This is a genomic window from Paenibacillus sp. UMB7766-LJ446, from assembly GCF_030226665.1.
GTDB classification, from domain to species: Bacteria; Bacillota; Bacilli; order Paenibacillales; family Paenibacillaceae; genus Paenibacillus; species Paenibacillus vandeheii.
Map to the genome: position 1 here is coordinate 445,100 of NZ_JASOYM010000003.1, position 20,766 is coordinate 465,865.

21 protein-coding genes are annotated in these 20,766 nt (G+C 47.5%); 5 read left to right on the forward strand and 16 right to left on the reverse strand.

The window, feature by feature from the left end; genetic code table 11:
• Nucleotides 1-43 precede the first annotated feature (43 nt).
• Nucleotides 44-823 (forward strand): ABC transporter ATP-binding protein, encoded by a 780-nt coding sequence (locus QP794_RS10055; protein ID WP_285076102.1) that lies wholly within the window; start codon nt 44-46, stop codon nt 821-823.
• 306 nt (nt 824-1,129) lie between these two features.
• Here the strand turns inward: QP794_RS10055 and QP794_RS10060 are convergent, their stop codons facing one another.
• The 3 genes from QP794_RS10060 to QP794_RS10070 all read right to left on the reverse strand — a co-directional run bounded on the left by QP794_RS10060 (nt 1,130) and on the right by QP794_RS10070 (nt 3,193).
• Nucleotides 1,130-1,858 carry a class I SAM-dependent DNA methyltransferase gene (locus QP794_RS10060; protein ID WP_285076104.1) on the reverse strand — a complete coding sequence of 243 codons (729 nt, stop codon included), beginning with the start codon at nt 1,856-1,858 and terminating at the stop codon, nt 1,130-1,132.
• Between the two features lie 166 nt (nt 1,859-2,024).
• Entirely contained in the window at nt 2,025-2,573 is a 549-nt protein-coding gene (locus QP794_RS10065; RefSeq protein ID WP_285076106.1) for a hypothetical protein, read from the reverse strand.
• Nucleotides 2,574-2,752: 179 nt separating this feature from the next.
• Nucleotides 2,753-3,193, reverse strand: a complete 441-nt coding sequence (locus tag QP794_RS10070; RefSeq protein ID WP_285076487.1) for a MarR family winged helix-turn-helix transcriptional regulator — start codon at nt 3,191-3,193, stop codon at nt 2,753-2,755.
• A gap of 208 nt (nt 3,194-3,401) precedes the next feature.
• On the opposite strand from QP794_RS10070, the gene QP794_RS10075 reads away from it, so the two are divergent.
• On the forward strand, nt 3,402-3,842 hold the full coding sequence (locus tag QP794_RS10075) for a GNAT family N-acetyltransferase (RefSeq protein WP_285076108.1): 441 nt from the start codon (nt 3,402-3,404) through the stop codon (nt 3,840-3,842).
• 155 nt (nt 3,843-3,997) lie between these two features.
• On the opposite strand, the gene QP794_RS10080 is transcribed toward QP794_RS10075, so the two are convergent.
• The 10 genes from QP794_RS10080 to QP794_RS10125 form a co-directional block, all read right to left on the reverse strand.
• Entirely contained in the window at nt 3,998-4,180 is a 183-nt protein-coding gene (locus QP794_RS10080) for a hypothetical protein (RefSeq protein WP_285076110.1), read from the reverse strand.
• Nucleotides 4,181-4,184: 4 nt separating this feature from the next.
• The gene (rlmN, locus tag QP794_RS10085) at nt 4,185-5,279 is read right to left on the reverse strand and encodes a dual-specificity RNA methyltransferase RlmN (RefSeq protein ID WP_285076112.1); all 1,095 of its coding nucleotides are present in this window, start codon (nt 5,277-5,279) and stop codon (nt 4,185-4,187) included.
• 178 nt (nt 5,280-5,457) lie between these two features.
• Nucleotides 5,458-6,822 (reverse strand): sodium-dependent transporter, encoded by a 1,365-nt coding sequence (locus QP794_RS10090; protein WP_285076114.1) that lies wholly within the window; start codon nt 6,820-6,822, stop codon nt 5,458-5,460.
• 423 nt (nt 6,823-7,245) lie between these two features.
• The gene (locus tag QP794_RS10095; RefSeq protein ID WP_285076488.1) at nt 7,246-8,358 is read right to left on the reverse strand and encodes an efflux RND transporter periplasmic adaptor subunit; all 1,113 of its coding nucleotides are present in this window, start codon (nt 8,356-8,358) and stop codon (nt 7,246-7,248) included.
• 27 nt (nt 8,359-8,385) lie between these two features.
• Nucleotides 8,386-9,255, reverse strand: a complete 870-nt coding sequence (locus QP794_RS10100) for a carbohydrate ABC transporter permease (RefSeq protein WP_285076117.1) — start codon at nt 9,253-9,255, stop codon at nt 8,386-8,388.
• A gap of 18 nt (nt 9,256-9,273) precedes the next feature.
• Nucleotides 9,274-10,176, reverse strand: a complete 903-nt coding sequence (locus QP794_RS10105) for a carbohydrate ABC transporter permease (RefSeq protein ID WP_285076118.1) — start codon at nt 10,174-10,176, stop codon at nt 9,274-9,276.
• Nucleotides 10,177-10,200: 24 nt separating this feature from the next.
• A complete protein-coding gene (locus tag QP794_RS10110; protein ID WP_285076121.1) occupies nt 10,201-11,625 on the reverse strand; it encodes an ABC transporter substrate-binding protein in 1,425 nt (474 codons plus the stop codon).
• 316 nt (nt 11,626-11,941) lie between these two features.
• Nucleotides 11,942-12,622, reverse strand: a complete 681-nt coding sequence (locus QP794_RS10115) for a hypothetical protein (RefSeq protein ID WP_285076122.1) — start codon at nt 12,620-12,622, stop codon at nt 11,942-11,944.
• Between the two features lie 62 nt (nt 12,623-12,684).
• Complete coding sequence (locus tag QP794_RS10120; protein ID WP_285076123.1) at nt 12,685-14,127, reverse strand: sensor histidine kinase; 1,443 nt, start codon at nt 14,125-14,127, stop codon at nt 12,685-12,687.
• Between the two features lie 3 nt (nt 14,128-14,130).
• The gene (locus QP794_RS10125) at nt 14,131-14,787 is read right to left on the reverse strand and encodes a response regulator transcription factor (RefSeq protein ID WP_285076125.1); all 657 of its coding nucleotides are present in this window, start codon (nt 14,785-14,787) and stop codon (nt 14,131-14,133) included.
• 400 nt (nt 14,788-15,187) lie between these two features.
• On the opposite strand from QP794_RS10125, the gene QP794_RS10130 reads away from it, so the two are divergent.
• Nucleotides 15,188-16,537 (forward strand): hypothetical protein, encoded by a 1,350-nt coding sequence (locus tag QP794_RS10130; protein ID WP_285076127.1) that lies wholly within the window; start codon nt 15,188-15,190, stop codon nt 16,535-16,537.
• Between the two features lie 75 nt (nt 16,538-16,612).
• Here QP794_RS10130 and greA read toward each other — a convergent pair whose 3' ends face one another.
• Nucleotides 16,613-17,089, reverse strand: coding sequence for a transcription elongation factor GreA (gene greA, locus QP794_RS10135; protein ID WP_024629715.1), 477 nt, complete (start codon nt 17,087-17,089; stop codon nt 16,613-16,615).
• A 242-nt stretch (nt 17,090-17,331) separates the two neighbouring features.
• On the opposite strand from greA, the gene QP794_RS10140 reads away from it, so the two are divergent.
• Both QP794_RS10140 and QP794_RS10145 read left to right on the forward strand, forming a co-directional pair.
• Nucleotides 17,332-18,204 carry an arylamine N-acetyltransferase family protein gene (locus tag QP794_RS10140; RefSeq protein ID WP_285076131.1) on the forward strand — a complete coding sequence of 291 codons (873 nt, stop codon included), beginning with the start codon at nt 17,332-17,334 and terminating at the stop codon, nt 18,202-18,204.
• An 83-nt stretch (nt 18,205-18,287) separates the two neighbouring features.
• Nucleotides 18,288-18,971 (forward strand): 4'-phosphopantetheinyl transferase family protein, encoded by a 684-nt coding sequence (locus QP794_RS10145; protein ID WP_483311897.1) that lies wholly within the window; start codon nt 18,288-18,290, stop codon nt 18,969-18,971.
• Between the two features lie 95 nt (nt 18,972-19,066).
• On the opposite strand, the gene QP794_RS10150 is transcribed toward QP794_RS10145, so the two are convergent.
• Nucleotides 19,067-20,530 (reverse strand): MDR family MFS transporter, encoded by a 1,464-nt coding sequence (locus QP794_RS10150; RefSeq protein WP_285076134.1) that lies wholly within the window; start codon nt 20,528-20,530, stop codon nt 19,067-19,069.
• Nucleotides 20,527-20,763 carry an MbtH family protein gene (locus tag QP794_RS10155; RefSeq protein WP_285076136.1) on the reverse strand — a complete coding sequence of 79 codons (237 nt, stop codon included), beginning with the start codon at nt 20,761-20,763 and terminating at the stop codon, nt 20,527-20,529. The genes QP794_RS10150 and QP794_RS10155 overlap by 4 nt, the downstream gene beginning before the upstream one ends.
• Between the last annotated feature and the right edge of the window lie 3 nt (nt 20,764-20,766).

Consider the following 20,766-nt stretch of genomic DNA (forward strand, 5'->3'; position numbering starts at 1 on the left):
CAGGATAATTGAGACAGAGGCTAACAGAAGGAAGGAAAAACGCATGATCATTGATGTACAACATGTTACTTGGAAAAGGGGACCGATCACCCTGCTGAACGATGTCAGCTGGCGTGTAAACGAAGGCGAACATTGGGCACTGCTTGGCCTGAATGGTTCCGGCAAAACCACCCTCCTGAACATGATCACCGGATATCTCTGGCCGACAGAAGGTACGATATCCGTGCTTGGACACCGTTATGGGGATGTAGATCTGCGCGAGCTGCGGAAGTCGATCGGCTGGGTCAGCTCCTCCCTTCAGGAGAAATTATATGGTACCGATCGCACACAGTATGTTGTCATCAGCGGCAAACACGCCACCATCGGACTCTACGATAAACTGTCAGACGAGGATCTGGATCAAGCACGGGAATTGATGGGTACGCTCGGCTGTCAGCATTTGTGGGATCGCGAATATCGCACCTGTTCCCAGGGGGAGAAGCAGAAGCTGCTCATCGCCAGAGCCCTGATGGCTAACCCCCGTGTTCTCATTCTGGACGAACCCTGCAATGGGCTTGATTTGTTCTCCAGAGAGCGGCTGCTGGAAAGTATCAACGAGCTGACGCAGAAGCCGGATACCCCTTCGCTCATCTATGTAACTCATCATACGGAGGAAATATTGCCTGTGTTCAGTCACAGCCTGCTGCTTCGTCGGGGCGAGATCGTGAATAGCGGATTAACCAGCGAGTTGATGAACAGAGACGTACTGAGTAACTTTTTTGAATCCCCTGTGGATGTGGATCGGCATGGAGAACGTGTCTATGTAAGAGCATCGGAAAAATAATATTCTGTATCTATATAAATTGAACTAAACATTTACACGATAACGGAGAGGACAGAAATAACCTGAAGATGCGGAGCGTTCGCCTTTATCACCGGATTTTCCCTTTAGAGAAGGGAATCAAAGAAATCTGGGGATAACAGCGATCGGAAGGTTGTTCTGTCATCGGAGTGGCAAGTGTAAATATTCTTTAGTTCAATTTATCTATTCACAGTCAGAACAGTCGAAGCAGCCCAAACTCTTATCCACATGTGGACAGGTTTTTGGGCTGTTTGGTTATCTTATGAATTATCCACAGTCTTCTGTGTATTATTTGCGGGCAGACAGGAATAAAAACAACGGAATGCGCTGTCTGCGCAGGTACGTCTCCTCGTTCACAAAATACGGACGCTGAGGCGTCGATTCCCGCAGCTGCTGTACTTGAAATCCTGCCTGCTGTAATGCCATATAGTAGGATTCAATGGAGCGATGCATTTTTTTCACCGTACCTCCAAGCCATTGCTGCTCCCGGAATCCCTCCACAAAATACTGATCAACCACCCAGTTGGTTCGGGTCCCCGAAGGCTGTAACGTCGACGTAATCACAGGATGTTCTACCGAAAATACGAAATTGCCATTCTCTTTTAACGTGTGGTATATCTTGCGGAACAAGCTATTCACATCTTCAATATAATGAATCGCCAGTCTGGAAATGACCAGATCATATGTATCCGCGGGATAGCTCCAGTCTTCCATATAAGCTTGCTCAATCTGTGCGTTCTGGCCCTTTATCGTTTCATTGGCAGCCTGAATCATATTCACTGAACCTTCAATTCCTGTGTAACTCCCACCAAGGTTGCCAGGACCCAGCAGTTCTGCTCCGAACCTCGCATCCCCACAGCCGAGATCCAATATGCTCTTGCCCCCAACGTCTCCGATCAGCTCCAGCATCACAGGCTTCTCCAACGTATCATTGGCATTTTCCTGCCACTGCCGGCGTTCCATATACTTCTCAAAATTAGCTTCATCTTCGTAAAAATCAGATCCACGTTCGTTCATTGCGTACCCCTCCGGTCCTAGGATGAAGTTCAGCTCTCCTATTCAGCCTGAAAGATTATACACCTTTGGAAGCTATAGTTGGAACCCTTGCTTGATTCAACCTCGGCAAACCTAAAACCAAAAAAGTACAGCGAGCACCATCTTGGCGCTTCACTGTACTTCTTTTTTATAGAAAAGCATGGATCAGGAACAATACAGCAAAAGCGAGACCCGATCTCAGATGCCACTGCCGATCTAGCTTCTTGTAACGGAAAATCCCGGCAATCGGAACAGGAAGCAGAGCAATCCCAGCGAGCAATCCCGTAATATGATTAAAATCCAGCTTGAAGTTAAACAAAAAAGCTCCAATCACATGAAGGGCAATCAATCCCATTGCAACAATGGCTATCGGGACGTGTACACGACGGGCTATGCCCAGCAGCTTTATAGCTAGTTTCCTGATTTGCGCCCAGGCGTCAAGCCATTTACGTTTCATCACAAACAGGATCACGTAATAAGCCAGCACGATAAAGAGCAATATCTGGGCCTGAGAGCCATAACCCTTATAAGCCTCGCTGATGTGGTGGTCGTTCCAGTTCGTCGTACTGTTATATAGATGCAGCATACTCCACAGGCCGTAAGCCAAAATAACTGCTGTCACCACCAGACTGAGCAATAACCATTTACGGTCTTTCTTCGGTATATACGATTTCTTCTTTACGGCTGCTTTGTTCATGATCGTTGTCCCCCCCTCCATAATGAATGGGTTATTCCTGATGAGAAGAAGTATAGCATCACTTTCTGTGAATTTACTAAGAAAAGCGTTTATCGACATGCTTCAAAGAAGCCATACGTATAATAGGACACTCAGGTGTAAATGAAATGGATTATAGCAATCAAGGACAGAGATAGGATTTATTCAGATTGATCCATATAAGGCCGGCGGCCGCCTTTTTTGACGAATTTCCAATCCACCTCGATATTATGACGCATTCGGCGCAAGAGGTTCACGGCTGTCTCAATCTCCTCTTCCGTCAAGCCTTGAAGCGTCACCTGGTCCGAGTGAACTCCTTCTCTGCGGATAAACTCCCAGGCTTCAAGACCAGCCTCTGTCGGATATAACAGCTTATTCTTCTTATTATCTAATGCGGATTGTTTGACAATAAATCCGTCCGCTTCCAGTTTGCTGATAGCTCTGGCTGCCGTGGTACGGTCGACTTTGATTAGTTCAGCCAGCTGGTTGGGAATAATGCCGGGATTCTCGCATATGCGATAAAGATACAAATACTGTCCACGAGACAGGTTTAGATGCTGGAATTCCACGTTGCTGATTGAATCCAGACAGCGGGCAATCATGCCAATTTCACGCAGCACTTCTTTTTTTTCAGTCAATGTATCCACTCTCCATCTATAATTGTTGCATTCGCAACATAATTGATGATATAACTAAATTGAATCAGTTCAAATTTTAACCATGATAACACATGGGACAGGTACACGTTCATACTATGTACCAGTTTACCATGTCAGGATAGGATTACTATTGACTAAAGGGGAAAATTTCATGAATACAACTATTGTTGAAGCTAATCGCCAAGATTTGCTCGACGCCTGCTTCGCCATACGTACCGCCATCTTTGTTGAAGAGCAAGGGGTGCCTGCGGAGGATGAATTCGACGCTTACGATGCACTGGATACAGAAGCTCGTCATATCCTTCTTTACGTGGACGGTGCGCCAGCTGCCTCTTCCAGACTGCGTGTAGTCGAAAATGTTGCCAAATTGGAGCGAATCTGTGTGATGCTCGATTTCCGTAAACATGGCCTCGGTCGTGTACTAATCGATAAGCTGGAACAGATGGCCCTCGACCAAGGGCTGGAGAAAGCCAAGCTGCACGCACAGGTACAAGCCTCCGGGTTCTACGAACGTCTCGGATACACAGCTGCCTCGGACGTATTTATGGAAGATGGCATTCCTCATCTGCTGATGACCAAAAAACTGAAATAACTACAAAAAGAACAAAGAGCATCCTCAAAGGTCAAGAACAAGACTTTGGATGCTCTTTTTGGGTTCTAAGGAACCCAGCAAGTGTTATCTTATGGGAGATTCAGCCATTTTGAGAATGTAATGAATCGTATACAGCTTATTTACTGTTTTGCAGCCTACAATGCACCTTTTTCTGCGGTTTTTACCGTAATAAAGTGGCTGAGATTCGTTAGCATTTCTAATTCATGTAATTTGCCACAATAAGGTGTGGTGTGTTCGTTAGGAGCGCTCCACTTAGGAGCGTTAATTAGCATGATCATGACAAAGAAGTCAGGCGTTAACCTGACTTCTTCTCTCACCTCTTTATCCCAAAGCCAGACGACCTGGCTGCGATTCATCGGCATTATTTTTCATCTGTTTACTACGCAGTTGTCCGCAGGCGGCATCGATATCGGTACCATGCTCCATGCGAACAGTGGCGTTGATATTATTCTTTTTCAAAGTATCATAAAAGCCCAGAATGGACTCTTCGGTACTCCGCTGATACTGGCTATGCTCATCCACCGGATTGTACGGAATCAGATTGACGCTGACCATGCTCTTCCGGCTCGAAAGTAGTTCAGCCAGTTCGGCGGCATGCTCCCGCTGATCGTTGACGTCCCGAAGCAAAATATATTCAAACATAATGCGTTTGTTCGTTGTCGTCAGGTAATAATCCACCGCGTCCATCAATTGCTCAATCGGGAAGGCGCGGTTGATCTTCATAATCTGTGTACGCAGTTCATTATTCGGTGCATGCAGCGAAATCGCCAAATTGACTTGCAGATTACTGTCGGCGAATTCCTTGATCTTGTCAGGCAGCCCGCTCGTGGATACGGTGATCCGCTTGGCCGCAAGCGCCAATCCTTTACGATCCTTAATCACTTCGATGAAGTCCGTCATGTTCTGGAAATTGTCAAACGGCTCGCCAATTCCCATCACGACCACATTAGTTACCCGCTCGCCTTGGCCAGCTGCATCAAGATACTGTTGTACATGTATAATCTGTTCTACAATTTCGCCACCGGACAGATCACGGCTCTTCTTGATCAGCCCGCTCGCGCAGAAGCTGCAGCCAATGTTACATCCTACTTGAGTGGTTACACATACAGTGAGACCGTATTTTTGTCGCATTAAGACGGTTTCAATCAGATTGCCGTCCTGCATACGCAGCAGAAATTTCACCGTGCCGTCTGCTGATTCCTGCTTCACATGTTCACTCAGCGAGTTCATTGTAAAATGTTCGGAAATAACATCCAGACATTCCTGACGGACATCCGTCATCTCGGTAAAATCGTTCACACGTTCCTGATATAACCATTCCCAGATGCGGGAAGCACGGGATTTCTTCTGCCCATGCTCCGGCAGCCAGGTACGTAATTGCTCTAATGTTAATCCATATATGGATGATTTAATCATGTTATTGTCCTCTTTTCGCAAAAAAGCATATGGCTCATCGGTCCTACCCAAAAAACCTCTACTCTGTATTGTCCCAAAATTGACGAGGGAACACAAGGGCTTTTGCATTTCTTCCAAGAGGTTTTATCAATGGCAAATCTGCACAGTACCTTACTTCTTCATTTCCATTCCCAACCGTTTAGAAGTGAATAATACCGGAGGTGTGCAGCAGAACCAGAAGCACCAGGATAGGCGCTACGTAACGCAACATGAACAGCCATACCCGGAACCATCCTGCACGCAGGCCGGATGCTTCGGCAGCCTTTTTCCAGAAGTATCCGGCAAAAATAGTAACCAGCAATCCACCAACGGGAAGCATGATGTTGGACGCCACAAAATCCATCCAGTCAAACACATTTTTGGAGCCAATTTTCAGATCAGGCATCAACCCCAAGGAAAGTGCCGAAGGAAGACCCACGAGGAAGACAGCAAGTGAAATGACCCATACCGCACGACTACGGCTCCAGGACAATCGCTCCATGAAATACTTCACCGGAACCTCCAGCAAGGATACAGCTGAAGTTAATGCCGCTATCGCCAGAAGCACGAAGAACAATCCGCCGAACAGGAATCCGAGCGGCATGGCCGAGAACGCAGCAGGCAGTGCTACAAATATCAACGACGGACCCTGATCCGGTGCAATCCCGAAGGAGAATGTCGTTGGGAATATGATCAGACCGGCAATGAACGCATAAATCAGATCACCCGCGCCGACAGCAACGGTTGCTGCACCGAGCGATTGATTTTTATCAACATATGAACCGTATGTCACGAGAATACCCATACCAAGCGACAGGGAGAAGAAGGCATGTCCAAGCGCAACCAGGGCAGATTCGGTCGTAAGCTGTGAGAAGTCGGGGTTCAGGAAAAAGGATACTCCCGCTCCAGCTCCCGGTAAAGTTACCGCACGAATCATCAGAATCACAAGCAGCACCAGCATCGCCGGTATAAGGATCTTGTTAAACCTCTCAATGCCGTTGGAGACTCCTTTGACTACGATCAGGCCTGTGATCAGGACTGCAACCACTTGCCACACCAAAGGCATATAACCGCCCACAAAATTACCGAATTGTCCGGCAAAGTCGGTATTGTTATACAATGTACCGCTGAAGGACGTCACTGCATATTGCAGCGTCCAGCCTGCAATGATGACATAAAAGGAAAGAATGATAAACGGCGTCAGTACTTGTAGCAATCCAGCCGCAAGCCATCCCTTTTGTCCACCTGCTTTAATAAAAGCCGTTGCTGCGCTTCCTCTGCCGCTGCGGCCAATCGCAAGTTCGGCCAGCAATACGGGCAGACCAATCAACAAGAGACAAACGATAAAGAGCAGGAAAAAGGCAGCGCCCCCGTTCTCTCCCGTAATATAAGGAAACTTCCACATGTTGCCCAGACCGACCGAGCTGCCAATGGCAGCCATAATGAATCCGGCTTGTGAGAAGCGTTCCCCTTTGTTTGGACCGTCTTGATTCAAATTGGAATCATTGGACTTACTAAAATTCATTATATCTACTCCATCTGTTCTAAGTTTTTCCGTTATTATATAACAGTCATCCACTCAGGTCATTCGAAAATCGAAATTAATCGAAATGTTATTTATTTACAGGAATATCTACACTAAAATGTACTCCCCTGCCTTCTTCGCTTAACAAAGCAATCCGACCATGATGCGCCTCGACAATCCACATCGCAATCGCAAGCACAGACCGTGTCCTCCCTGACCGCGTGTACGTGATTTATTGCACGATAAAAGCGACGAAGATCCGATCCACATCCTCTGGGCTGATGCCTGCTCTACTATACCAAAATCTACTAAAATTACATTATCCCCCATTTGATAAGACATAATTCCAGAAAAAAATAAGTCACCGTACCACCCGTTCAACGGGTGGTACGGTGACTACCAAAACATGTTGTTCCAGAATGTCTACATACGAATCTTGTTGCCCTCCTGCAAGGGTTCACTGCTCTCTATAATGATAGATTCCTGATCAAACAGCCCGCCGGTGACGGCAGATAACGACGCATTGGCATCATCAACCGTGATATAAACTTTACGAACATAAAAGGCGTTGCCGAGCGGTCCGTCCTTTTGCTCAATGCCAAATACATATTTCTTGCCACCTTCATCATGAATGGCAACATTCGGTACAAGCACCACATCCTCCAGCGTTTGGGTCAGATCAACCTGAGCTATATCACCTTCCTTAGCAGCAGGGTCTTGAATGGAGAGGATGAGCTTCCTCATGGGAACCGTGGAATTCCCAGTCGCACTTTCCCCGATATCTGAATTCACAGGATCACCATCCTGAATGCTCTCGATCTGCCCCTTCATTTGTTTGGCTTCCTTGCCATTCACTTGCACATCCAGCTCATCCCCGGCCTTGAGCAGGGCAACTGCCGGAGCTGGCAATGATAGCTCTAACATCAAGCCCAGATCCCGATTAGAAATCATCACATCCGGTCCGCTTGAAGGAAAACCTTCCATTGCGTTAACTTTGGTTACTATTCCCGCAAAGGGGGCGACCAGCTTCGAATTCTCCTTTAGGCTGTCCTGCAGTTTCTGAATGTGCCGCTGCTGGGTCTCGATATCAATCTCATGACTTTTATAGGCGGTTGTTGCGTCATTGATTATTTTTTTATCCCCACCTTGCATAGCCTCCATTAAGGCATATTGCAAACCGCCCGTGGACAGCTTTAATTTGGCGAGGCTTCCTTGTTCATCCTGAATCTGCAGTTTGATGTCCTTGCTGTCATAAGTGATCAGCGTCTGTCCTTTTTGCACCACATCGCCTTTCTTGACCGCCACCTTCTTCACTTTCCAGCCAGAGGTACTGCTTACTTCAGTCTCCGCTTTCCATTTCAGAACGCCAATGCTCTGAAATTCATGACTCAGCACGCCGCGGCTCACCGTGACAAGCGCTACCTTCGGCAAGGTTAACGACATTAACGTATTGCTGAACAAGGTGAATAATATCAGCAGCCCGAGAAACACGCCTGCGATTACAGCGATTGTTTTCTTGCGCCCTGCATGTTGCACTTCCAATGTGATCACCCCGTGAATTAACTACCCTTTAATGCCCGATAATTGAATACCTTCAATAAAATACGACTCCGCATATAAAAACAGCAATACCATGGGAGCCATATACAACGCCGATGCAGCGAACGCCACACCGCGGGCCCCCTCATTAATTCGTGACAAGTATAAGGACAACGGCTGTTTGAAGGCATCCTCTAAAAAGATCAGCGGCTGCTCCACCATATTCCAGTTATCCACGAACAGCAGTACCGTCAAGGCCGCCATGCCCGGCTTGATAAGCGGAAGCATGATCGAGTAGAAAATCCTCAACTGTCCGGCCCCGTCCATCTTGGCTGCCTCAAGGTAAGAATATGGAATATGCAGCATGGACTGCCTCAGCATAAACACACCGAACGCACTGAATATTCCGGGCAAAATGATCGCAGATGTGCTATTCATCAGCCCCAGCTTGTCCGCAATAATGTAGTTGGGGACAAGCGTCACCTGAAACGGCATCAGCATCGTCATTAAGTATACGACGAACAGCTTCTCCCTTCCCCAGAAGCGGAGCTTGGCAAAGGCATAGGCTGCCAGTGAAGCTACAACCACCTGCCCAATGATGATCGGCAGCACGATAAAGACAGAATTCCAGAACATGTGCAGGAAGAGAGGTTTATGCAACAGCACTTCCCCATATTGGTTGAAAGAAACCCAGTCGGGAATCAGTTTCAAGTTAATAAAACCGTTCTTCTCCCCTCCAGCAACGTTGACCATTTTCCCAATAAGATGATAATTATAGTCAATTTCGCTCTCCGTCATGAAAGAGTTTGAGAATGTGATTAGGATTGGAAATAGCATGGCCAACGCCAAGATACTCATTACTACGGTCAACACTACTTTGCGAAATAAAGCCATTATGCCCACGGTCCTTCCTTATTCCATAAAGCTCCGGAAGCGGCGTTCTATCATCAGCATGAAGCTTACGAAGAGGAGGATACTAGCTACCATGAGCGCAGCTGCCGCCGTCAGCTTTTGTACATCCAGTGACATGAACATGTTGTTCATATAATGCTGAAGCATATAAATGCGATCATACGGATAATCGCCAGCAATCAGGTACGTCTCCCGGAACACTTTGAAGGAGTTAATGATCGACATCAGTACCACAATGAACATCGTTGGCGTCAAATAGACCCATGTGATGTGCAGCCACTTATGCAGCCCATTCGCCCCTTCTATATCCGCAGTCTCATAATAATCCTTCGGAATACTTTGCAGGCCTGCGAGAAATAAAATAATGTTGTAGCCGATGTTCTTCCATACATACACCACCACCAATACCACCATGGACCACCCCGACTTCATCCAATCCACCCGTCCCATATGCAAATGCTGCAGCCACACATTCAGGGTTCCATTCCAATCGAACAGGATTTGCCACATCATCACGATCGAGGCTACCGGAACCACCAGCGGCAGTACAAACGCAGTCTGGAGCCAGTTCCGAATAAACAATCTCCGGTTGAGCAAATGCGCAAAGCATAGGGATAGTGCAATAATGAGCGGAACGCTTACTCCCGTAAAGAGCAGCGTGTTGGCGGCTGCATTGCGGAACGAGCCGCTGGAGAGCACCGCCTGATAGTTGTCGAGGCCTACAAACGTACCGTCGATGGTATTATCCTGGAAGGAATAGAGCAGCCCCACGGCAAACGGAATGAGATAAAATACAGAAAATCCGATCAAGCTAGGTGCCAGGAAAAGTACCGCAGCCATCCACTCTTTACGTAGCATCCTGATTCCTCTGAAACTCTTGATCCCTTCATGCTTTCCTGTCATCTGTCACTCCTCCTTCCCTTGCTGCTACTCATTCAGATACGTAGTTACCCTGTTCTGAATGAGCTTGGCTACTTCGTCAGCCGACTTCTGACCGGTGAAAAAAGCCTGTGCCTCTGCGGTGATGATCTCGTCAATCTTGGAGGGCTTGAATTGTAGCGGGTACGTCGCCCCGTTCAGGAATTTGTCCAAATCATCAATATCCTGCTGTGTGATTTTGAAGCTCTTGCCTTTCAACGGCCCGATCGGTTGATCAGACTGGATGGACCCTTTTTGAACCAACGCTTGCGCTTTTTTCGCATAAGAGGCTTTATTCAGCGGAAATCCGGTACCGTCGGGTGTGCTCTGCATTTCATCTGAGAGCAGAAACTTCATAAAATCCCACGCCTCGGCTTTTACTGCTGAACGCTCATTCAGCCCAATCGTCTGATAGGTTCGGAAGGAACCACCCGGATGCTGCGGATCGGCATTTGGACTCAAATAAAGCTTCGAGGTATAGGCATTGCCATCAGGAATGAATTCACTGATCCGCAACTCCCGGATATAATCCGATGGTGAGTTGATCTGGGCGGTGTTGAACAATGGGAAGCGTGCATCTGTACCGACTACTTTTTTATCGAACAACGTTTTTACCAGTTGAAGCAGGTCAGTAAAATCGCTGGATACAAAATTGGCGCTCTTCTGCTCCTGATTGACGAAGGTTGCATATCGTTCATTCACAAATTGCGTGGTCATATACTCTGGCACGCTTCTGCCCAAAGCATACTGGTGGTCCTTGTCGGCTCCTTTCGTTATAGCCTGGGCTGTCGTGATGAACTGCTCCCAGTTCCACTTGCTGTCATCGAATGTCACGCCACTCTTCTTAATCGCATCTTCATTGCCTACCAGACCATAGATAAAGAACCCGATTGGCACGCCATACATTCCACCGTTAACTTTCATCCCTTCCAGAATGTTAGTAAAATACTGTTCTTGTTTAAAATCAGGGTCATGGGCCATGATGTCGCCAAGATTGGCCAGCATCTTTTGCTTCACATAGTCGCCAGACGGCAGCTGATCCATCTCGATTAAATCGGGACCTTGTCCAGAGAGCATCGCCGTGCCCGTTGTTTTCACAAATTTCTCCAGGTTCTCTTCCAAATGTGCATCATCCGTCTCAACTGATCTCAGATCAATTGTAATGTTAGGGTGCATGGCTTCATATTTTTTCTTAGCTTCTTTAAAGTAATCACTCGGGAAAAAGGTAGAGAACACCACGGTTTTCTTCTCCGTAGTGGAGGGTGCGCCCAAGCCTCCCGGCTGACCTGATGTAGACGCCGATTGATCCGTTGGCTGCTGGCCCGTCTTCACTTCAACAGCGCCGCCGGCGTTACTGTTTCCAGTACCCGCACTGCAAGCAGAAATGGTTAATACGAACATCGCTGCCAATATCATCAGCATGAATTTTTTCATAATGTAATCTCCCTTTAGGTTCTTTGATCGTATTCTTGGCTCCCCTTTGCCGGGTACTTTAACAGTATAGAGAACGGATATATCATAAGTGAGATAGAGTTATATAGAAGTTGTAAAGTTTGGAGTGCAGGTGGCAGTACGCAAAATCGAGTAGGCCCATGCGCAATTGCATGGGCCTCTCACAGATCCGGTGGGGTCATCGCATCCGGCTCCTTTCACTCCTTAGTCGATTGCGCCGCCAAATGCACAAAAGGTTGATTCCAAGCCATATTCATGACTTTGAACCAACCTTCTATATAGATTAAGTTTAATCCCTCTACCGTTTGGAATTATAACTTAGCAGCGCCATGATATCCTTGCTGAAGCCTACGACTTTATTACTGCTGAAATTAACCACGACACAATACTTCAGGGTCTTGTTATCCTTGCTCGTATAATACAGCTCCACATTAGAACCCCAGCGGGTCATATCGAGCTGCGGGGTTAACTCAGTCAACGGATAGCTTCCATGTTCTTCTACAAACCGATCGGCAAGATCAAATACCTTTTCTTCCGAATTACGCGGCATAGCTCTGCTTCCCCGGTAGGAACGCAAAATCTTCAACACGTCGCCATCCTTGGCATTTAATACAATATCATAAGACTCCTCAGGAACCTCCGACGACGTCAATGTTACATAATACAGCCCGCCGGTAATCGCTTGGATATCGCTGGTGAACTGCATTCTTTGCTGGGACATGCCTTCCAAGGTTACCTGCCCGGCAATCTGACTGGTCTCTTTCAGCAGCTCCTTGAGCTTGTTCTGATCCACAGTCATAATCTCGAACTGCGCATGATCCAGAGCCAGCTTTATGTTCAAAAATTTGTCCACCGCTTGTACGCTCAGTGTCTTCACCGCATCCTGGGACAGAACCCCTTCGTACTCGATCTCACTGTTCTTATGCTCCTGTACTATTTTTTTGATCATCACGGTATCCTTGGGAATACTGTTGAACAAGCCTTGGCATCCTGTCGCAAGCACCAGTATAGCTGAGTACAGCAAAAGCATCCTATATTTTCTCATGTACGTAACTCGCTTTCCGCAGCATGGTTCGACGCAAAGACAACTTCCACCGTTGTCCCTTGCTGCACAACACTGTTTACCCTTATGACAGCACCGTGTATACCGGCAACATTTTGACATATCGCCAGACCCAGGCCTGCGCCGTTACTGCTTCGTGTCCTGGATTTATCCGCCATAAAGAAGGGCTCGAATATTTTGTCCTGATCCTCCACGCCAATTCCGATACCCTGATCAATAACGGCTAGAATATAATTCCCGCCCTGCCAATACGTACGCAGTGCAATCGTCTGTTCCGGCGAAGAGGCTTTGAGCGCATTATCCACGAGATTGAAAATCAGCACCTTGATTAGATCGCGCTCCAGGGGCAGCTCCCCTTTTTCACAATCCAGCACTATCGCCACGTTCTTCTCCTTAGCCATGATCTCTAGCGCTGGCTTTATCTCCGTAATCATCTCGCCGAGATCCTGCAACTCCATCTGAAACTGTTCCTTCTGCAACAAAATCAAATCCATCAGCTTCAGTGACAGCGACTCCAGCCGCTTCCCTTCGGAATAAATTATATTCAGACCGTCCACGAACAGCTCTTCGTTGTATTTGGTCGTCCGCAAAAAATTGGCATACCCGATAATCGAGGTCAGTGGCGTTTTTAGCTCATGCGTAAAATTATTGATAAACCGTTGCTTTTCCTCGTTATTACGCTCCAACTCGTTGATTTTATCTTCGACAACCTCCGCCATCTCATTGAAATTGGACCCCAGAATACCGATCTCATCCTTTGATTTCAGAGTGACGCGCTCCGAGAAATCCCCTTGGGCAATGACTTTCGCTGTGCGGTTCAGGCGGTCAATGGATCTTGTCAGCCCTCTGCTCACGAAGAACATCATCACCATAAACAAAAGACAGGCCGCCAGATCGACTTTGGCAAAAAAGCTGTACTGGTCTATCCGGTCCTGATATACCGCGGTAACATCTTTCATGTAGGTGAATACATATTTTTTATGATTAATATCTGTAATGTTCGAGGTAAACAGAATCGTCCGGGCGCCAATCTCCCGCAGAATAGAATGAATGCTGTCCTCTTCCAGATTATCCAGTTCGCTCCGCGCCACGGGCATTGGGAAATCGGAGTTATTAAATACCGTACGCTGCGAATCATCCGTAATATCCATATAAACCAACTGATCACTGTTCTTATCCACAAATTCATTCGCAATACGCGTCAGGACCGTCTTCTCATAATCAATCGAATCATAGATTCTCAGAATCGGCACGATGGCATCCACGCTGGAATGAATGCTTATGTTCTGGCTTAGAGCCACGTTAATTGCCTGGCCCAGCATCTTGTTGTGGCTGCGTTCAATTACCAAAATGGAAGCAATGTTAAAGATAATGACAAATACGAGAATCGAGAACAGATATATTTTCTGCCAAAATTTCATCTATCAGTCCTCCAGCCGGTACCCGATTTTGTAAATCGTCTTGATCTGCTCCTGCAAACCTAGCTTCTTGCGCAGCGATTTGATATGCATGTCTACCGTTCGGGTCTCTCCGTAATAATCGCCGCCCCATACTTTATCCAGGAATTGTTCCCTCGTCAGGGCGATATTCTTGTTCTTGAGAAGGACCACCAGCAGATCATACTCCTTCGGCGTCAGCTCCACTGGCGCTCCTTGAATCACGACTTCTCTTTTATCAAGATCCACTTGGACATGCTGAAATTCCAACACCCTGTCTTCATGACCATATCTGCGCAGCACTGTCTCTATACGAGCCAGTAGCTCAATCGCTTCAAAGGGCTTGACCATATAATCATCAGCACCCAGCTTCAGACCGTTTACTTTATCGTAGACCGAGTTTTTCGCCGTCAAAAAGATTACAGGGGTGCCGTAAGGCTTAATTCTCTCCATCAACTCAAACCCGTTCAGACGGGGGACCATCACATCAAGCAAAATAAGATCGAACTTCTCCCTCTTGAGCATCTCGAATGCCGCCAGACCATCATACACCTCGGTGGTGGCATAATTCATGAGGTTCAGATTCATCTTGATGATTTTAGATATATGAACATCGTCTTCAACGATCAGTATCTTCTTATTCATCCGCATCATTCTCCTGAACAATCATATCGTCGTAATTCTTAATGATTTTGTAATTATATATAATTAGGAACGCAATTGCATAGCAACAAGGGGCTATCCAATAAGTCCCTTTTCAATCGCGAGTGGAATTTTGATGTGACCCACTGGATCATGATCTCGGCTACCCAACTGAAGAACGGAAAAACATTAACGGCAATTGCCAAAGAAAAACATCAAGAGGGAGGGTCCTGTTTCACAGGGCCCTCCCTTGGTCTATTGCATAGAACATCTTTTCAAATCATGGGCATTCAGCAAACTTTAAGCTTCGTACCACACACATACGGTCGAAAATTAATGCCGCTCTCATCTTGGTCGCCTATACTTGCACCAATCTCAATCGCCCATGCTGAGGAGGAGAATCATGAATACACTGAGCTACACAGATCCAAAAACCCGATGGAACAGGCGTTTCTGGCTGTATGCCGTTCTAATTTTCACCGGAGGTCTGCTGCTTCGGTTGTACCTTGGAACACAATTCAGGGGTTATGTCGGAGATCAGTCCCTGTTCGTCGATTGGATGAATGCTGTTCACCAGTACGGTATTCGCGAATCATACCTGTTTGGCAAAGATCAGAACTATCCCCCCTTGTTTATCGTCATTCTGGGGTTGTACCGCTGGATACTCGATGGCCTCGGCATAACCGCCTCAGCCGGCAATCTGTCCATGAAAATACTGCCTATCGCCTTCGACGTCCTGTCCATGGCTGCCTTAACCCTCACCTTCAAACGACTGGGCTCTGGCGCATGTTTATTGCTGCTTGCAGTCCTTTCCTTCAACCCCGGTCTGTTGGTCGACAGCGCCATGTGGGGACAGATCGACATCCTGCACAGTACATTGATGGTATTATCCACCGTTCTGCTTCTAAGTAATCCTCTCTTGGCGGGTGTAATATTCTCCGTTGCCCTGCTGGCGAAGTTACAGGCAATCGTCATTGCCCCGGTCATCGGTATTGTATTACTACGCCAGCTTTATCACAGGCAATTTCGCGGCATGCTTCTATTTGCAGCAGGATTAATGATTGCTACCCTGCCTGTGTTTCTCTATTTTGCAGCAAACGGAACTCTCAGTGCCATGCTGAACAATGCATACGGAAGCGCCGTTAATATGTACCCGCAGCTTTCCCTGAATGCCATGAATATCTGGTATCACCTGCTAGGTGATCCGGCAACAAACGATGCAACGGTGTTATTTGGCATAGTGACGTACAAAATGTTGGGGCTGCTGCTGCTTGCTATTGCTGTGGTTGGCGTATCAGCCTATCTGTTGTTAATCAAGGAAATTCGTATCTCATCTCTGCTCATTGCAGGTGCAGCGGTGAATCTCGCCTTCTTTATGCTGCCAACGGAAATTCATGAGCGTTACAGCATACCTGCTTTGCTATTCTTTGTTCTGGTCCCGTTCTTTGAACGTAAATGGATGTGCGCAGCAATCGCCTTCTCCCTGACTACCTACGTAAATATTGCCATGATCATGAGCACAGGTTCTGGCGGTGACGTTGGCGCAGAGGAAGGACAATCCCTTATGGGTAGCGGGCATGGGGGTTTTGGCGGAGGACATGGAGAAGGCTTTAACATGCACGGATCTGGATTGACCAACGGCTGGATTTACGGCATCGGCATCTCCATTGCGATGATCCATATCGTGATCCTGTTCTGGGTCGTGTATGTCATGACCTTTGAGGTTCTGAATGGACGGAAGAAACGCAGCTGAATATCAACCTATACGGACAAAAAAAGAGGTGCTGCAACAGCCATTCCCATGGTTGTCGAAACACCTCTATTCCGATTAAACTTTAATTTCAAGCAACTCATATTTGATAACGCCCATTGGCGCATTGACATGAATGACGCTGCCTACTTCTTTGCCCATCAGTTCCTTGCCAAGCGGGCTTTCGTAGGATATTTTGTTATCAGCAACATCTGCCTCGGCCGGACCAACCAGCATGTATTCAATTTTCTCGGCAAACTCAATATCATTAAGCAGAATGGTTGAGCCAATGCTTACTTTGTTCGAGTCGATATTGTCCGAAGTGATGACTCTTGCTTTGGTCAGCATTTTCTCCAGAATCAAAATGCGGGTTTCCATAAAAGCCTGATCATCTTTGGCTGAATGATACTCACTATTTTCCTTCAGGTCACCGTAACTGATCGCGAGTTTCAGACGCGCCGCTAGTTCCTTACGCTTCACCGTCTTTAAATCCCTCAGTTCGTCCTCCAGCTTTTCCAAGCCTTCCTGTGTCAAAATCACTTCATCATTAGCCATTTTTCCATCTCTCCTAATCCTGCTTTCTATCTATATTCTAACCTATATCCACTCCAAACGGTTAACATACCAAGAAAAAGAAATAACGCTCCCAATCATGGAAAGATGTGTATGTGTCTCTCTTAATTGTACCGGTACAATTGAAGCAAACTTGTATATTCATTTCAGTCGATCACTTTTACAATGAATTCAGGGCAGCAGCAGTATATAACACGCCCACTACATGACTCGAGGTGATCTGGATGAATGTTATATTGACTCCATCTGAAATACAGGCCTACCTGCAACGGATAGGCATTAACGATATCAAGAAACCCACACTGGAATTCCTGTCCGAAATCCAGCAGGCACACGTACAGCATCTATCCTGGCAGACGGTTGATATTTTTGCGGGTCGGCCTGCAGGCATCGATCTTCAAGAATCGATTCAGCTTATCTTGCAAGGGCGCAGTGGTTACTGTTTTCATCTAAATGGCGCATTCAGCGTTCTGCTTCACTCTCTGGGATATACAGTGCATTGGCATCGTGCTGGAGTTCAGCCACATGGTGAACAGCCACGTGTGAACTCGTTCCATCTCGGTCTGTCGGTCTCTTTGCCAGATACAGACCCCAATGCGGTACGTTGGATTGTGGATGTCGGTCTGGGTGGCATGCCCTTCGAACCGCTTCCTCTTCGTTATGGAACCTATGGATCAGCACCGTTCACATATACATTAATGCCTTCATCCGTTGCCCCTGGCGGATGGAGACTTGAATATGAGCCCAACGGGCCAAGTGAAGGAGTCGACTATGCTCCCGAAGTGCTTACCAGTCTGGAAGAGTTCATTCCGAAGCATGAATTCTACAGCCAGTCAGCCGATTCACCTTGGCATAACGCGTTTTTGCTCCGTCAGAGGGATGCTCTTCAAAGCACCGAGCTGCGTGGATGTATGCTCCGGACGCATGACCGCGATGGTATCCGCAAAACGGAGATACAAACCTACACCGATTGGAAAGACGTATTAGCCGAGCGGTTCCATGAACCGTTGATGAATTACACGGAACAAGAACGTAAAGAGATATGGGATCGGGTACAGGCCGCACATGAGGAATGGAAAAGAACACAGCAGGCATGAAGCGGTATGGGAAGACCCGAGAAACCGATGAATATAAAGGAAAGTCTGCAATGGATGCCGAATACATCGTCAGGTGATAAATGATGATAACGATTCATGTTCTACAAGTTCCGACAGAATTGCCAGAGGCATACTGGAACCATTTTCTTTCGCACGTATCTGAGGAAAGACGAGCACAAGCTTCACGCTTTGTGCACCTGGCGGACGCATATCGCTCCGTTCTGGGTGAAGTGTTGACCCGTGTGACGCTGAGTAAGTTGACTGGCCTAAACCCGGGAGAGCTTTCGTTTACCCGTAACCAATACGGCAAACCTTCGCTCAGCAACGATGCTGATGTTCAATTTAATGTCTCGCACTCCGGCGATTGGATTGCTCTAATCTCTGGTGGTGATACTGATCTGGGCGTGGATGTGGAAAAAATATCGCCCACCGACATGAAGATTGCGGAGCGCTTCTTCTCTATGACGGAGAGCCAATTTCTGGCTGCGGAACCCGCTGAGATACAGCTGGAGACCTTCTACCGTCTATGGACGCTAAAGGAGAGCTACATCAAGGCCGTCGGCATGGGCCTGTCTATGCCGCTTGATTCATTCTCCATGATCCGCAATGCTGATGGGCACTGGCACTCGCCGGAAGCAGCCTCTTATCCATTCCTCAGCATGCGACTGGATCCCGGGCATATGTTAGCAGCTTGTTCCGCAGGCGAAGGTTTGCCTGCCCAGCCGGATTTCATCACAATCGAAGAGCTGTATCAGGCTTTATTATGAAGGAGGGGTTACGAACGAATCCTCTCTTCAGATATCAAATCATGCTTAAACATCCCTGGCGAGCCCGCCAGGGATGTTTTTGAAGTATGGAATTATTATGATTCCTGCGTCAATGATGGAGATTTCTTTTGCCTCCGAAAGAGACCCTGGCCACTGTTCTTCCGTATCGTTTCAGCCGCATCAGCATCGCTGATTTTCAAGGCAAAGCATAGACCAATTAACAAAAACGCAGCAGCCCCCAGTAAAGCCAGACGGTAAGCCAGCATATTCGGCTCCATCGTTCCAGCAGCAGATACTGTCGTTGTCCCCACGCCAGCCAGAACAGCAGACAATAACGCCATTCCAACCGCTGAACCCAGCCGATTTTGCACCGTGAACCAGGTGGAGGCTCGTCCCATGGAAGAAGGCGGGATCTGGGCAAACGAAGCAATCTGCACCGCCCCTACCGTCTGTCCCAGAAAGATACCCACGCCGAACAATAAGGAACGGATGAACCATGGATTCGTATCTACTGTGATCTGACTAAGCGTAATGAAAATCACTACCGTGCAGATCAGACCCATAGATATCAGCTTTCGCGGACCCAGCCGCGGATACGTCCAGGGCACAAGCTGGGAAGCAATCATTAGCCCCAAGGCTTCCGGGAATGTGGTTAGCCCTGTCTCCAGCGCAGTGGCGTTTAGCACATTTTGATACATTAATGGAAACACATACAACATGCCCAGCAGACCTGCTGCTCCGCATACGGATACCAGTCCCGAATAGCGAAATAAGCGGTCTTTCAGCAAACGTAGGTCAAGCAAAGGCTGCTTCGTGCGCAATTCAGCCACTACGAGCAACACTAATAGGATGATTCCTGCAAGGCCGGCTCCAATAATAAGAGGTGAAGTCCACCCTCGCAGTGGACCCTGACTAAGCGCGTACATCGTCAGAGCGAGTCCTGGGGCAGATAATAACCAGCCCGGTACATCCAATCGGCCGGCTCCCTGCTCTCTATGCTCTTTCAGATACAGCATTCCGAAGATTACCGCTGGAATGCCGACGGGAAGATTCACATAGAAAATCCATCGCCAGGAGAGCTGGTCCACAATTAATCCGCTCACAATCGGCCCCAGGGCCGGGGCCAGAGCAATGGGCAGTATGAGCATTCGGGATACTTTAGCCCGTTCCTGAGGCGGAAAGGTTCGAAACAGCATCGCCATTGCTACAGGAGTAAGCAGACCACCCCCTGCTCCCTGCAAAATGCGGAAGAACGTCAGCGTACTTAATTGATCGGCCGTTGCACAGAGTGCAGAAGATACCGTAAACAGTGCAAGTGCGGACAAGAAAACCCTTTTCGTGCCCCATCGATCACCAAGCCAACCCGCAACAGGCAGGAATACAGCCAAACTCACCAGATACCCCACATTCAATGTACTTGAAGCAGCCGGAGGAATCCCCAGCTCTTCACTGATGGTTCGTAGTGCTACATTCAGGACCGTTCCATCCATGGCCACCATAAACATCGCCAGAACGTAGACGATGCTGACAATTACCTTGGGATTCAGACCGATTTTCATCTGCTAATCTCATGAATGGCTCCAGGCATGTCAGCTTCATCACAGAGGCTTAATGGTTTCAGATCTGTCCATTGCTCGGCGATGTAATCAAGGCATATCCGACGCTTGGCTTTGCCCAGCATTAAGGTCCAACCCAAGGGTACTGTAAGGGAAGCAGGCCAGAGGGAGTACTGTCCCTCTTCATTGATTAACACCAGATAATTGCTGTCTTCATGTTCAAAAGGGTTGCTCATCGC